Genomic DNA, 14824 nt, shown 5'->3' on the forward strand with positions numbered 1-14824 from the left:
GATGGTTTGTTAGACTGTCTATTTTGGCCTTCACTCTTGTAACTCTTTTAACCGCAGATCTCCGCGTTTATATTCTTCTATTTTTGCACTATATCTAGCTTGGTCTAATTTTTTATCGGTGTAAGCTAAGGCACTTCCCATCTGTTCAGAGGCTTCTTTAAAGCGGCCTAACAAGGCCAGATATTCGGCTTTTGTTGCAAATTCTTTCGCTTTTTCTTTTGTCTCTTTATACAAATCTATTGCCACTAGGTGTGCTAAAATATGATCAGGATGATTACGAATGAAATAAGATAACTTCTTATCTGCTAAGGCATATTGTTTATCTTTTTTCAGTGCAATGACCAAATTTAGTGTGCTGACCGCATTACTGGTATAGCGTTTTTCATAATCGGTTAAACGTGTAATTGCTTGTTCATTTTTATTTGTAGAGAGTGAAATATCGGTGGCTAAATCAATGTAAAACAGGTTATCAGGTGCTTCATCTAATAGCTGATTATTTAGTTTTTCAGCCAAATCTAGTTGTTGGTTTTTAAAAAATGCTAATGCTAGACCATATTGAGCCGCTGCTTTTACTTGGTAACTTTTATTACTCAATTCACTTTTATAACGACTAATTAATGAAGCTGCATTACCTGAATTAAAACGCACTATGATACGTGCTTTACTTAATTGATAATCAAGGCTCTTTTTAATATGTTTATTGATGAGTTGACTTGCGCGTAGTCTTGCTTCTGCAAGGCGAGTTTCAGGCAATGGGTGGGTCAGTAACATTTGTGGCTGTGATGACGCATATTTATATTTATTCGCTAACTTGCCAAAAAAGTCTGCCATACCATAAGGGTTATAACCTGCTTGAGCTAATGTCTGAATGCCGATTCGATCAGCCTCGTATTCATTAGCACGTGTATAATTTATTTGATTTTGTATATTAATAGCAAAGGTCGATGTTAATGCAGCAAAACCTGCCGCTGGGGCAATAATCGCTAATAAAACAGAACCGGCTAATGCCGCCATAGAAGCCGGATTACTGAGCGCCTGCTTTTCTAGCATACGGGCTAGATGACGCTGGGTAATATGCGCAACTTCGTGGGCAATTACACTGGCTAATTCACTTTCTGTGTCAGCGTAAATAAATAAACCGGTGTTAATTTTAATATTTCCCCCTAAAAAAGCAGCAGCATTGATTTCATCATCTTCCACTAGAAAAAATTCGAAGGGTAATTTCACTGAGTCTGCATGACTAACAATGTTCTCTCCTAGCTTGGTGAGGTAGTTATTTAAGACGGGATCTCGAACAACCGGTAGAGATTGTTGAGCCATCATTTTAAATGCCCAGCCGTATTCTTTTTCTTTTTGGATTGTTAAAACACCTGCACCTGCAGTACCTATTTCTGGTAAGTCATCATTGGCCAAGCTAGTTGTGGCAATGGTGGATAACAATAAACATGCTGTTAATTTTTTTAATTGGTAAAGCATATATGCTCCGGTTTAAATTAGGCAACACTCGGTTCGGCTATTTATTCAATTACATTGTTTATTGCTAACCGTAAATAGCGCTTATTTGATGGTCTCGAATGCTATATTAAATCTATTCAATATAAACGAGTTATCTTTATGTCATATTTCAAAGTCTAATAAGTTGGCTATAAAGAAAAAACTATTGCTATCATTATCAGCACACTACATTATTGAGCTAAGTTAATCAGTAATCTTCAGATATTTTACTCTGTTTGTGTTTAGCAAATTAATTGAATGTATTAAGTTAAAAGATGACTATTTAAAGCCAGACTTTTAACAGAGTATGACCAGTGCTGATATAAATTGTTATATAACCATTTAGGTTATAAATAAAATAACATATTCGACCCCATATAAGGATGAATCTTGAATGTTTATGCAACTATTTCAATGGTATAAGACACGCTTTTCAGACCCTAATTTAAGTGTTTTGTTCCTGTTACTATTGTTTTCTTTTACCGTTATCTATCTTTTTGGCAATATTTTAACGCCTTTGTTTGTAGCTATTATATTGGCATACCTATTGGATTGGCCCGTCACTTACCTAATGCGTTTTAAAATAAATAGAACATTCGCTACTCTAATTGTAATGGTGTTATTTATCTCCATTTCCATCTTTGCCTTTCTAGGTGTATTACCAACCATCTTTAAGCAAGCGGCTTCATTCATACATGATTTACCGACTATGTTAAATCAAGGTCAAACCTACATTCTAACCTTGCCTGCTCATTACCCGGAAGCGGTTGACCCAGAAACGATTAAGCATTTGATTGGTACTATAAAAAGTTACTTAGTAGATAGTGGTGGTTTCTTACTGTCTCAATCTTTTGCTTCGTTATTGAATATTGCAGCACTGTTAGTTTATGCGATTTTAGTGCCTTTAATGATGGTGTTCATGCTAAAAGATAAAAACGAATTAATTGCCAGTATGGTCAAGTTTTTACCAGATAACCGAAAGCTTGCGGCACAAGTATGGTCTGAAATGAATGGTCAAATAATGAATTATATCCGCGGGAAAATTACTGAAATAGTGATTGTCGGTGTAGCGACCTATTTTACCTTTTTCTTTATGGACTTGCGTTACTCGGCATTACTTGCGTTATTAGTTGGGTTGTCTGTGCTTATTCCTTATATTGGTGCTGCTGCAGTAACGGTACCAGTGGCACTTGTTGCGTTATTTCAATGGGGAATGTCGCCGGAGTTTGCATATTTGATGATTGCCTACGGCATCATACAAGCATTAGATGGTAATTTAATTGTTCCTATTTTGTTTTCAGAGGCAGTTAATTTACATCCAGTGGTTATTATAATCTCAGTGTTAATTTTTGGAGGTTTATGGGGTTTTTGGGGGGTGTTTTTTGCAATACCTTTGGCCACATTAGTCAAAGCGGTACTCAATGCGTGGCCATCAGTACAAATGGAGAACAATGAAATAGAATCTATTGATTAATAAGCTTGTTTTATTGGATATTTTACAATTTTATTAAAATAATAGGTAAAGAAGTCGTTTCTTCTGCCGATAAGGTCGAAAGAAATGACAAGTATTAATAATATGTCTAATTTTAACTAACGGGAATAAACTTTATGTTAGAAGTCGGTAGCTTAGCGCCAAATTTCACTTTACCTGATCAAGATAATAACGAGGTTACTTTGAGTGACTACTTAGGTAAAAAAGTATTAGTTTACTTTTATCCAAGGGCATCTACTCCAGGCTGTACAACTCAAGCCTGTGCATTGCGTGATAGTAAAGCAGAGCTAGCTGATTTGAATGTGGTGGTATTGGGTATTAGCCCTGACACGCCTAAAAAATTAACCAATTTTATTAATAAACAATCTTTGAACTTCACTCTACTAGGTGATGAAGATCATAGTGTTTGTGAAAGCTTTGGTGTGTGGCAATTAAAAAAATTCATGGGGAGAGAAAATATGGGGGTAGTAAGGACCTCTTTCTTAATCGATGAACAAGGCAAGCTACAACATATCTTTAATAAGTTTAAAACAAAAGATCATCACGAAGTGGTGTTGAACTACTTAAACGAACAAGCGTAACACATTACTAAACTGTTCCCTTTTAATGTCATGTATTTCATTGTGTGTATGACAGTAAGAGCGGAGCAGTTATTTGTACTTAACCCCTTATTATTTTAATTATCTAGCCGCGATTCCATTGTTATTAAAACGAAAAATTCGACAAGATAATTGTATTACTCCTTTTCATTACTGAGATGAAAGTAGTTTACCAAGGAAGCATAAACCATGACCGCAAAGACAAAAATATTATTACTGATAGGCCTGCTATTAACGCTTGCTATATCAGCCATCTCAGGTGTTGGATATTTTAATTTTAGAACTGAGTCTATTGAAAATAACAATACAAGAATGGATATTCAAACAGCATTGATTTCTAAAGCAATTGAACAAAAAATGGAACGTTATTTTGATGCGCTTAATATCTTATCTGTGAACCTTGAAATGGATGAAAGTGGGTTAAAAAGTGTGACACAAGCGGTCGATTCCTTAGCTGCTGTAGCGAGTAATCTTGATGTGTTAGATGTTTTTATTGCTGACAAAGAAGGTCGCAGTTATTCAAATGGTAAAGGTGGTTTAATTGAAAACTTTAATGCAAAAACTCAACAAAGAGAGTGGTTTGTTAGGATATTTAACAATGAAAATAGAATTATCACAAAACCTTACCAAAGCGTAACAGGCAATGTTGTCATGTCATTGGCAATACCTGTTCAACGAAATGGACGTATTCAAGGAGCTGTTGGTTTAAATATTAGTGTTAAACAATTAAGCGAATTTGTGCATATATTAGATCCAGATAACCATGTGTTTGTAAGTCGCGAAGATGGTTATTTATTAGCAGCTAAAAATAATACTTTAGTAGGTAAAAACTTATACCAAGAAAGGCCGTCTTATAGAGCGTATCAAACAGCTGATACTAGCCACCATAATTACTTTTTAGATGGTGAAGAATATACTGTATCAGGTATTCGTATTGATGGATTGAACTGGAATGTATGGACATGGACGGCATGGGATGACATTACAGAAGCTTCTAATGATGACTTACAATCAACTTTATTGATTGCTTTGGCTTTTATCGTTATTTCTCTATACCTGATCTATTTGATAATCATCAACGTTATGTATCGTCCTGTGGGCGGAGAGCCTGCGGATATTGAAAAAATAGTCGCGAGTATTGCACAAGGCAAACTGAATTCTGTTGTCCCAGCAACAGGTCAAGAGACAGGGATCTATCGTGCTATTTTAACCATGGTTGATAGTTTAAAAGATATTATTGAACATATTAATGTCTCTAGTAGCCAGTTAAATAGTGCTTCTGCACAGATGTCTGATTCTGCTTCAAGTGTTAATCGTAGTTCTGAAACTCAGATGATGGAGTTAGAGCAAACATCAACAGCAATGAATGAGATGGCAGTGACTGTCGATGAAGTTGCCCGTAATGCATTAAGTGCGTCAGCGGCTGCAGACGAAGCCAATAACCAATCAAATAAAGGGATTGAAGTGGTTAATGGTATGAATTCAGATATTTCGACACTGGTTGAAGGGGTTACTGGTGTACAACAAGTGATGAATAAGTTAGAAGGTGAAATCGATAATATTGGCAGTATCATTGAAGTTATTCGCGCTATTTCTGAGCAGACTAACTTACTGGCATTGAACGCGGCAATTGAAGCGGCAAGAGCCGGAGAACAAGGTCGTGGTTTTGCGGTTGTAGCCGATGAAGTTCGTAGCTTAGCAAATAGAACACAAGAAAGTACGACTGAAATTCAAACCATGATTAATAGTTTACAGACGGAGTCTAAAAACTCTGTTGAATTGATGCAGGTGAATGTAAATAATGCACAATCAACGGCAACTAAATCTCAACAAGCGAATCAAGCATTGGAAGAGATACGTCATTCTGTTTCTATCATTCAAGATATGAACAACCAGATTGCCACTTCAGCTGAAGAGCAAACGTTAGTGGCTGGCGAGATTAATCAAAGTATCGTAGGTATTAATGATATGGCAAAAATGACGTTTGATAGTTCTGCAAATAATGCTAAACGTGCGGACGAATTATTAGAGATTGCTAATGCACTAAGTAAGTCAGTAGAAGTGTTTAAACTGTAATAACAACTATATACATTAAATAGGCTCTTTTTTGTTAACAGAGCCTATTTCTTTATTATAAGTTGCTAAATGAACAACTATTAAAAATTAACTTTTGTCGCTAACTCTCCGACATACGAATAACCAAGTTAATCTTCTAAATGCTCAACTTGCACCTTAAATTAAGTCATTTTTCCTATGCAAAATTTAGCTCACTTATTTAATGTAATTGGTGTTATCAAATAGTATTAAGATTATTCGTCTATTTTAATAGGGCTAATAAACCCTTTTGGTTTTAGAGCCAATAAATCACTGTCTAACTTATCAATAACTTGTTCTGCGGTATGTCCTAATAATGTTAAGCCTAAACCAGATCGACCAACAGTACCTAAAATGACTAACTCTGCTTTAATCTCTTGAGCAACGTCACTGATCACATCCTCAGGTAACCCCTGTTCAAGATGAATATTTCCAGGGTCAATCTGGTATTTATTCGCATAGTCATTGAGTGTTTTCTGGTGGAACTTTTTCAACCCATCTTCATAATGGATGGGATCAAATTCAGGTAACTCCATCATTATATTCATGGGAGGGCTTGGGTAAGCATTTACTACGTGAATATTAGACTTTATCATTTGTGCAATATCACTGGCTTCAGTCAGAATGGCTTCATTCAAACTGTGGTGCGTTTCATCTTCGACACTTTTGCAATCAATTGCACAAAGAATATTACCGTTCTCTGGCCACGATTTTGCTTTTACCAACAATAATGGAATAGGGCATTTACGTAATAAGTTCCAGTCTGTAGGTGTAAATAATATTGCGCTGAGACGTGAATGCGGGTGTGTTGATTTAATTAATAAATCATATCCTTCTCTTAAGATGAGTTGAATCGCAGCTTGAAAAGGACGGTTATGCCAGTGTACCTGACAGCCAATGGCAAAGCCTTCTACACGATATGGTTCGGCGAGAGTATCTAACCACTCTTGATTTTCTTTAATGACCAACGATTGCATTACTTGACGCTCTTCAGCAGAGCTTAGGGAAGTCATTTCATAGGTTAAGTCATAACAGGAGAGAAATAGCGTAATTTTAGTGCTTTTGTTTTTTTGAGCTATTTCAATTGCTCTTTGTAGCGCGGGTTGTTGTTCTTTTGTTGGATCGATATAAACTAAAATATTATTATATTTAAGCATGTTAGCCTCCAATTTTTAGAAATCACTAGCATATAATCTAGAATAAATGTCGCTAAATAGGTAGTGATACCAATCACACTAACTTAAGTGGTTAATTTTATTGTTTAATATAAAGCATTTTCCTGTACTTAATGCCTACTAGATCGTCAATGTATTGGTAATGGAAATAACCAGAAGTAGTTATTAACCTTCTGGTTAACTCAGTATTTAAAAAATTATGATGTAGAGCCAGCTAGTTCAGAAAGCTGTGCATTATCTAATACTGTAATATATTTACCTTTTACTGCAATCATGCCACTTTTTTGGAATCGGCCTAATAATCGACTGATTGTTTCAACGGTTAATCCTAGGTAATTACCGATATCACCACGTGTCATTGAGAGTCTGAATTCTTTTGGTGAAAAACCGCGTGCAGCATAACGTACAGAAAGGTTATTGATAAAAGAAGCTAATCTCTCTTCTGCATTCTTTTTAGACAATAACAGTATCATGCTTTGATCTTCTACTATTTCATTACTCATTAAGCGTAATATCTGTTGTCTTAGCTTCGGCATTGATGTTGATAAACTATCAAGCGTGTCATAAGGAATTTCGCAGATCATAGCTGTTTCTAAAGCTTGTGCAAAGCTTGGGTGATGCCCTGAGCCGATTCCATCAAATCCTACTAAGTCGCCTGCTAGATGAAAGGCTGTAATCTGTTCATCGCCTTGCTCTGTAATAGTATAAGATTTTAATGTACCAGAGCGAATCGCATAGAGGCATTTCATTGGTTCACCAGCTTTAAAAATCTCATTCCCTTTTTGGATAGGCTTTTTACGTTCAATAATAGTATCTAAACGTTCTAATTCAGTTTCGTTGAGGGAGTAAGGGATACATAACTGGCTAATACTACAATCTTGACAATGAATTGCACAAGCTCCGATTTGTACACGACTCACATTACTTTTATCCATATTCAACTCTTAGTTAGTATTGATTTACATTAATACTAGCACCTTCTACAGTACCTTTAAAATGGTTAATAGAAAAGTTGTTATCGAGATGAGAGTTTATAAAGAATTCAGTACAAAAAGACGCTTTATATGTTCAGACTTCGCATTATTCACTGATGATGACTTGCTTTAATGAGCAAGCGGGCTGGTTAAGGCTATTTAATAAATAAGCTTAGAGCATTAATAATAAAATGACTTAATGAATTGTTAGTAACGCTCCTTTCGCTGTTATTATACTGAGCGAAATATCATTATATTGAATGAAAAATATTAAGGGATACTAATGCTTACACCAAACAGGTTAATTCAATTGTTAATTATGCTTACCTTGTTAATAGGATTATTTGTTTGGAGGACGATTAGTTTTGAAGAGATGAATCAAGATCAAAATAAGCTTGAGGTTACTTTAAATCCTTATTCAAATATATGTGACTTGACAGAACCTTGTATTTATCAATCCTCTGTTGGCGACTTTATTTTTGACTATCTAGAAGGGGGAAATTGTGCCTGAAGAGTGGTATCAACTAACTTTACATAGCCACAATAAAGATTGGTTAGTCAGTAACGTTCAATGAGTAAGTGAGCGAGGATTTACTGATAAAATCCCGATTGAACCAGTACTTGAAGAACATGGAAAAGTAAACGATATTACTATTTATAAAGCAAGGTGGGAGCCTGCGCTGAAAAAATATGTTAATGCAGTTACAGATAGACTTATTAGTCAATGGTGAACAAGTGCGAGTTGATTATACATTTGTAATGTCTAATTAAGCTTCATTGATAGCCGAGAGTTGATAGTTTTCCCTTTGTATAGGAACCAATACAAAATAATGTGTTCAAATTACCTATTATCTATCATGTAGTGAGTTATAAATTAAGTTTTCATAGGTTTAAAACGACTTCTGTTTGCCTACTTCCTCGAACTATTCAATAATAGAGTATAATCTTTTGTTAAGTACTATTTGTATTGTTAAAACAACCCCCTTCATCAATATAGCAATAAGCTAAATATCAGATATCCACTTGTGAGTTAGGGGTAGGGTAAGTATTAAAGGAAAATAATGAATTTTTTTAAATCTAAACGAAATAAAAGTTCTGCATCCTCGGTCATTAAGGATATGAATAGAAAACAGAAACGATATGAATCATTAGTTAATGTTTATAGCGCAGATCTATATCGCTACGCATTATGGGTTTGCCGTGATTCTGAGGTAGCTCAGGATTTAGTGCAAGAAACTTGCTTACGTGCATGGAAAAGCATCGATAGTTTGCTTGATGATAAATCAGCGAAAGCTTGGTTGTTTACGATATTAAGACGTGAGAATGCAAGACGCTTCGAGCGTAAGCAGTTGTCGTTAGTTGATATCGATGATTATGAGGTCGCAGCAGAAGAAGATACAAGTCCATATGACAAAGAACTGATTCAACAAAAAATAGCCGCTTTACCAGCAGACTATAAAGAACCTTTGTTATTACAGTTAATAGCTGGTTTTACAGCTGAGGAAATAGCGGTTCAATTAGATTTAAATAAAAATACCGTGTTAACACGGTTATTTAGAGCCAAAAATCTACTTAAAACTAATTTAAAAGTAGAAATTAATAATACCGGAGAAGCGCATGGATGATATTTTATTTCGTCATACAGCGATAGCAACACCTAACGATAAATCAGAAGAATTCTTAGAGAGAGCTATGTCTTCTGATTCATCAAAAAAATTAGTCGATGATGGCAAAGCATTCGATAAGTTATTAAAAGATAGTTTAAAGGTTGATGTACCAGATGATTTGGCTGATAAAATCATGTTAGAGCAAAGTTTTGCGTTAGAGCGTGATAAAAATATTAGTGCTCGATGGCATATCGCTATTGCTGCTTCTGTGGCTTTTGTTATCGGCTTAAGTATACCGCTTATACAAAAAACGGTTACCCCACCTGTAGAAGTTGCAGCCGTTGAGCAAGCCCCTGAAAGTATAGGCAATGTTGCGTTAGAGATGGTTAAAAACGAATACTTTTTAACAGCTAAGGCTAATGAGAATGCAAGCTTACAAGCGGTGAATGCCAAACTCGCAGTGTATGGTGGGCAAGCTAAAGAGGGCTTAGGTGAAATCATGTTTGTAAACTACTGTAGTTTTAAAGGGACTTCAGCATTACATATGATACTAAAAGGTGAAAAAGGTCGCGTTACTGTCTTTGTAGTGCCAGAAAAAGGTAAGTTCACACCTGCCGCCGAGTTTAGTAATGAACACTTGAAAGGTATGTCTGAAAAAATGGGGAAAGCCAATATCGTGATTGTTGGTGAGCCAGATGAGCCACTTGAAATGATGCAAGAAAAACTCCACGACAGCATTAAGTGGGATATTTAATCTGATTGATATTGCACAATAAAAAAGCAGGTTAGGTAATATTTGTGATTGGTTGTTTGATTTATCAGCAACCAATTTTTTTATCCTCCTTTTTTGTTGACATGATTAACTGCAAAAAATATACTGCGCCCGTCTTTAAGATGACTCAAACAAAATATTGTTTAGTTATCCTTTCATTTATTAAATGAATTGATATGATAAAGGGCTAGATAATACCTTTTAGTTATAAAGATTAAAAATTGAAATTCCTCTTTAGCTCAGTTGGTAGAGCGATAGAGACACTGTTAATTCATTTAAGATTAATCAGTGGAAAAACCACAATTCCTCTTTAGCTCAGTTGGTAGAGCAACGGACTGTTAATCCGTGTGTCGCTGGTTCAAGCCCAGCAAGAGGAGCCACATTTAGTTAAATTTGAATATTTTGAGTTTAACAAGTCCAAGGACTTTAAAAGTTACAATCCTCTTTAGCTTGGTTAGTAGAGCAATAGAGACACTGTTAATCGATTGTTAGATTAACAAGTGAGACAAACTTACAATCCTCTTTAGCTTGGTTAGTAGAGCAATAGAGACACTGTTAATCGATTGTTAGATTAACAAGTGAGAGAAAATTACAATCCTCTTTAGCTCAGTTGGTAGAGCGATAGAGACACTGTTAATTCATTTAATATTAATCAGTGGAAAAGCTACAATTCCTCTTTAGCTCAGTTGGTAGAGCAACGGACTGTTAATCCGTGTGTCGCTGGTTCAAGCCCAGCAAGAGGAGCCACATTTAGTTAAACTGAATATTTTGAGTTTAACAAGTCTAAGGACTTTAAAAGTTACAATCCTCTTTAGCTCAGTTGATAGAGCGATAGAGACACTGTTAATCGGTTGTTAGATTAACAAGTGACAGAAAATTACAATCCTCTTTAGCTTGGTTAGTAGAGCAATAGAGACACTGTTAATCGATTGTTAGATTAACAAGTGACAGAAAATTACAATCCTCTTTAGCTCAGTTAGTAGAGCGATAGAGACACTGTTAATTCATTTAAGATTAATCAGTGGAAAAAAATACAATTCCTCTTTAGCTCAGTTGGTAGAGCAACGGACTGTTAATCCGTGTGTCGCTGGTTCAAGCCCAGCAAGAGGAGCCACATTTAGTTAAACTGAATATTTTGAGTTTAACAAGTCTAAGGACTTTAAAAGTTACAATTCCTCTTTAGCTCAGTTGGTAGAGCGGTAGAGACACTGTTAATTCATTTAAGATTAATCAGTGGAAAAAACTACAATTCCTCTTTAGCTCAGTTGGTAGAGCAACGGACTGTTAATCCGTGTGTCGCTGGTTCAAGCCCAGCAAGAGGAGCCACATTAAAAAAGCCTGAACGTGATGTTCAGGCTTTTTTTTTGGAAAATTTTTAGTGTTAAATTTTATTCCTCTTTAGCTTAGTTGGTAGAGCCATTTGAGCACTGTTATTGGGTTGTAATAAGCATCGCTTGGTTGAAGACTATAAATGGTGTCGAAATCAATACAACGGACTGTTAATCCGTGTATCGCTGGTTCAAGCCCAGCAAGAGGAGCCACATTAAAAAAGCCTGAACACTCTCTATGTTAAGTGCTTGTTCAGGCTTTTTTTTGGAAAATTTTTAGTGTTAAATTTTATTCCTGTTTAGCTTAGTTGGTAGAGCCATTTGAGTACTGTTATTGGGTTGTAATAAGCATCGCTTGGTTGAAGACTATGAATGGTGTCGAAATCAATACAACGGACTGTTAATAGAGTCAATATCTGATAACGTTCGTTTCCAGCCTGTTGCTCTAGGTATTAAGTCTATTTCAACCATTTCAAATACTGTCAAAGCAAACTCTGCTCCTATATCTTGTAATACAGTGGCAATATGTTGAGCACACAGGCGTCCTGATAATGACCAAATATTATTGGCCATCGAGTAATACTTCGCCATGTGTCGGTTTATTTACTCTATACAAGCAGCGTAATAAGCTGGTTTTTCCTGCGCCATTGGGATCAACAACAGCAGCAAACTCACCTGCTTTTAGATCAAGGCTAATGGGTTTAAGTCGCTGTTTGTTGCGGTAAGGTGACCAAGTTAATGCATTTAACTCTAAGGAAGCGGGTTGGCAATATGAAAGTAAGGTAAGGAAAGCGCATTAATATACGTACTTTTATTTGTATCAAGATCCAATGTTAGCCAACCTAGTTATCTATTAAATCAGTAAAATGTTGTAATGTAACATTTGCATTGAGAACTCCATCTATTTTGAAACTACCTATTGATAAATATTGAAAGTTATTGGATTAATTACACCTCCTGATGCTTTTCTTTATTGGCGTACAAAAATAATTACTCTCTATTTATTGTGATTTAAATTAACTAAATATCTTGTTTTTATAAAGTCAGATCGTCTCTAAATTATTAGCTGGGATTTTTTCGCCTAATCTTGATTTGATATCAAAAAAAATACAGAAAAGAGGATAAAGTAATTGTTAACTAAAGCATTTATCGGGTAAGGTTCGCTTCAATTTTTTAAGGATGTTAAAGAGGAAGAGATGGACTTAGTACAAAATCATGTCACAGCACTAATTAACAGTGCGGATACCTTATTTATTTTATTAGGCGCGATCATGGTATTTGCCATGCATGCAGGCTTTGCTTTTTTAGAAGTCGGCACGGTACGCCATAAAAACCAAGTGAATGCTTTGGTTAAAATTATGTCTGACTTTGGTGTCTCTGCATTGGTTTATTTTTTCTTCGGTTATTGGTTAGCTTATGGCGTTACTTTTTTCGATAGTGCCGCTGTGTTAGCGGAAAATAATGGCTATCAATTAGTTAAATTCTTCTTCTTAATGACTTTTGCTGCGGCGATCCCTGCAATTATTTCTGGTGGTGTTGCTGAAAGAGCAAAGTTTAATCCAATGCTCATTGCAGCGGCTTTATGTGTTGGCCTTGTATATCCATTGTTTGAAGGAATTATTTGGAATGGTAATTACGGCTTTCAAGATTGGTTAACGGCTAATTTTGGTGCTGCTTTCCATGATTTTGCTGGCTCAATAGTTGTACATGGCGTAGGTGGGTGGATTGCTTTTGCCGCTATTATTGTTTTAGGTAGCCGAAATGGACGTTACCGCCAAGGTAAAGTGATTGCATTTGCTCCGTCAAATATCCCGTTGTTAGCATTAGGTGCTTGGATTTTATCTATTGGCTGGTTTGGTTTTAATGTCATGTCTGCCCAGGCTATTGAGGGTATTAGCGGATTGGTTGCGATGAACTCTTTGATGGCGATGGTAGGCGGTATTATCAGTTCTTTATTGATTGGCAAAAAAGACCCAGGCTTTATCCATAATGGTCCGTTAGCTGGTTTAGTGGCTGTTTGTGCAGGTTCAGATCTTATGCATCCGATTGGTGCTCTGATGACAGGTTTAGTTGCTGGTGGATTATTTGTTTGGTTGTTTACTTATGTGCAAAATAAATTCTCTCATTTTGATGATGTATTAGGTGTGTGGCCTTTGCATGGTGTCTGTGGTCTATGGGGGGGGATTGCTGCAGGTATCTTTGGTTTAGAAAGCTTTGGTGGCTTAGGCGGTGTTACTTTTATGAGCCAATTAATTGGTTCACTTGCTGGTATTGTATTTGCTGTTATTGGCGGCTTTGTTGTTTATAAGGTCGTCAATGCGATTACACCAATTCGCTTAGATGAAGAAGATGAGTTCAAGGGAGCTGATATAGCAATTCATAAAATAGGCGCCACTAATTTAAACAATAACTAGATAAACTTTGTTATTAATAATTATTTAAATCAACAGGCTAGAGGGAAACCTTTAGCCTTTTTTGTTTTAAAAATTGACTAAATTTAACAAAAAGATCTAATTTCAATTTATAATGATGTAGCACATACATTGATATATTTTATCTTGCTAAGATCGGTCGATTTTAACATTTTATTCATTTGGAGACACAGCATGAAAGTCATTGAAGTAAAACATCCACTTATCCAGCATAAGTTAGGTTTATTACGCGAAGCTAATATTAGTACTAAACGTTTTCGTGAATTAGCACGTGAAGTGTCAAGCTTATTAACCTATGAGGCGACTAATGACTTATCATTAGAAACTGTGAAAATTCAAGGTTGGGAAGGTGAGATAGAAATACAGCAAATTGAAGGTAAAAAGGTAACAGTTGTGCCTATTTTGCGTGCAGGTTTAGGTATGATGGATGGTGTGCTTGATTATATTCCAAGTGCAAAAGTCAGTGTAGTAGGAATTTACCGTGACGAAGAAACACTAGAGCCAGTGCCATATTTCCAAAAGTTAGTAAGCCAAATCGATCAACGTATGGCATTAGTGGTTGACCCAATGTTAGCGACTGGTGGCTCAATGATTTCAACCCTTGATTTGATTAAAGAAAGTGGCTGTACAAACATTAAAGTACTGATCTTAGTGGCAGCGCCTGAAGGCTTAAAAGCACTAGAGGCAGCACATCCAGATATTGAAGTTTACACCGCATCAATTGATTCTCATTTGAATGAGCATGGTTACATCGTTCCTGGTTTAGGCGATGCTGGCGATAAAATCTTTGGTACTAAGTAACGCCATCAAAGCATAACTTAACAACATCATATTTTATGAATAAATCAACTTACTTT

The 14824-nt window shown here is 35.8% G+C and carries 13 protein-coding genes and 5 tRNA genes; 13 read left to right on the plus strand and 5 right to left on the minus strand.

Annotated elements, in window-relative coordinates:
• Window positions 1–30: 30 nt before the first annotated feature.
• Window positions 31–1476 (minus strand): beta-barrel assembly-enhancing protease, encoded by a 1446-nt coding sequence (gene bepA, locus AC0L3W_RS02060; protein ID WP_409439788.1) that lies wholly within the window; start codon window positions 1474–1476, stop codon window positions 31–33.
• A 412-nt stretch (window positions 1477–1888) separates the two neighbouring features.
• Between bepA and AC0L3W_RS02065 the strand changes: the two genes are divergently transcribed.
• The 3 genes from AC0L3W_RS02065 (at window position 1889) to AC0L3W_RS02075 (ending at window position 5661) form a co-directional block, all read left to right on the plus strand.
• Window positions 1889–2968, plus strand: coding sequence for an AI-2E family transporter (locus tag AC0L3W_RS02065; RefSeq protein ID WP_290038653.1), 1080 nt, complete (start codon window positions 1889–1891; stop codon window positions 2966–2968).
• 134 nt (window positions 2969–3102) lie between these two features.
• Entirely contained in the window at window positions 3103–3567 is a 465-nt protein-coding gene (gene bcp, locus AC0L3W_RS02070; protein ID WP_290038651.1) for a thioredoxin-dependent thiol peroxidase, read from the plus strand.
• Window positions 3568–3774: 207 nt separating this feature from the next.
• Window positions 3775–5661: a methyl-accepting chemotaxis protein gene (locus tag AC0L3W_RS02075; RefSeq protein ID WP_409439787.1), complete on the plus strand. Its 1887-nt coding sequence runs from the start codon at window positions 3775–3777 to the stop codon at window positions 5659–5661.
• Window positions 5662–5894: 233 nt separating this feature from the next.
• On the opposite strand, the gene uspE is transcribed toward AC0L3W_RS02075, so the two are convergent.
• Complete coding sequence (uspE, locus tag AC0L3W_RS02080) at window positions 5895–6836, minus strand: universal stress protein UspE (protein ID WP_290038647.1); 942 nt, start codon at window positions 6834–6836, stop codon at window positions 5895–5897.
• Between the two features lie 215 nt (window positions 6837–7051).
• On the minus strand, window positions 7052–7795 hold the full coding sequence (locus tag AC0L3W_RS02085; protein WP_409439786.1) for an FNR family transcription factor: 744 nt from the start codon (window positions 7793–7795) through the stop codon (window positions 7052–7054).
• Between the two features lie 316 nt (window positions 7796–8111).
• Between AC0L3W_RS02085 and AC0L3W_RS02090 the strand changes: the two genes are divergently transcribed.
• From AC0L3W_RS02090 to AC0L3W_RS02125, 8 genes are all read left to right on the plus strand, one after another.
• A complete protein-coding gene (locus AC0L3W_RS02090; RefSeq protein ID WP_290038644.1) occupies window positions 8112–8339 on the plus strand; it encodes a hypothetical protein in 228 nt (75 codons plus the stop codon).
• A gap of 550 nt (window positions 8340–8889) precedes the next feature.
• Window positions 8890–9453, plus strand: coding sequence for a sigma-70 family RNA polymerase sigma factor (locus AC0L3W_RS02095; protein ID WP_290038642.1), 564 nt, complete (start codon window positions 8890–8892; stop codon window positions 9451–9453).
• On the plus strand, window positions 9446–10189 hold the full coding sequence (locus AC0L3W_RS02100; protein WP_290038640.1) for a DUF3379 family protein: 744 nt from the start codon (window positions 9446–9448) through the stop codon (window positions 10187–10189). Before AC0L3W_RS02095 ends, AC0L3W_RS02100 begins: the two co-directional genes overlap by 8 nt.
• Before the next feature lie 322 nt (window positions 10190–10511).
• Window positions 10512–10587: transfer RNA gene (locus AC0L3W_RS02105), tRNA-Asn, on the plus strand.
• Window positions 10588–10878: 291 nt separating this feature from the next.
• Window positions 10879–10954 (plus strand) — tRNA-Asn (locus AC0L3W_RS02110).
• A 291-nt stretch (window positions 10955–11245) separates the two neighbouring features.
• A tRNA-Asn gene (locus tag AC0L3W_RS02115) sits at window positions 11246–11321 on the plus strand.
• Between the two features lie 136 nt (window positions 11322–11457).
• Window positions 11458–11533, plus strand: a tRNA-Asn gene (locus AC0L3W_RS02120).
• A 66-nt stretch (window positions 11534–11599) separates the two neighbouring features.
• A tRNA-Asn gene (locus AC0L3W_RS02125) sits at window positions 11600–11748 on the plus strand.
• A gap of 171 nt (window positions 11749–11919) precedes the next feature.
• Here the strand turns inward: AC0L3W_RS02125 and AC0L3W_RS02130 are convergent.
• Together AC0L3W_RS02130 and AC0L3W_RS02135 are read right to left on the minus strand one after the other, a co-directional pair.
• Entirely contained in the window at window positions 11920–12108 is a 189-nt protein-coding gene (locus tag AC0L3W_RS02130; RefSeq protein WP_290038638.1) for a hypothetical protein, read from the minus strand.
• A complete protein-coding gene (locus AC0L3W_RS02135) occupies window positions 12098–12232 on the minus strand; it encodes an ATP-binding cassette domain-containing protein (protein WP_354669218.1) in 135 nt (44 codons plus the stop codon). Before AC0L3W_RS02135 ends, AC0L3W_RS02130 begins: the two co-directional genes overlap by 11 nt.
• A gap of 499 nt (window positions 12233–12731) precedes the next feature.
• Between AC0L3W_RS02135 and AC0L3W_RS02140 the strand changes: the two genes are divergently transcribed.
• On the plus strand, window positions 12732–13949 hold the full coding sequence (locus AC0L3W_RS02140) for an ammonium transporter (RefSeq protein ID WP_290038636.1): 1218 nt from the start codon (window positions 12732–12734) through the stop codon (window positions 13947–13949).
• Window positions 13950–14141: 192 nt separating this feature from the next.
• Entirely contained in the window at window positions 14142–14768 is a 627-nt protein-coding gene (gene upp / locus AC0L3W_RS02145; protein WP_290038634.1) for a uracil phosphoribosyltransferase, read from the plus strand.
• The last annotated feature ends 56 nt before the right edge of the window (window positions 14769–14824 follow it).

The sequence above is a fragment of the Psychromonas sp. KJ10-5 genome (genome assembly GCF_055808325.1).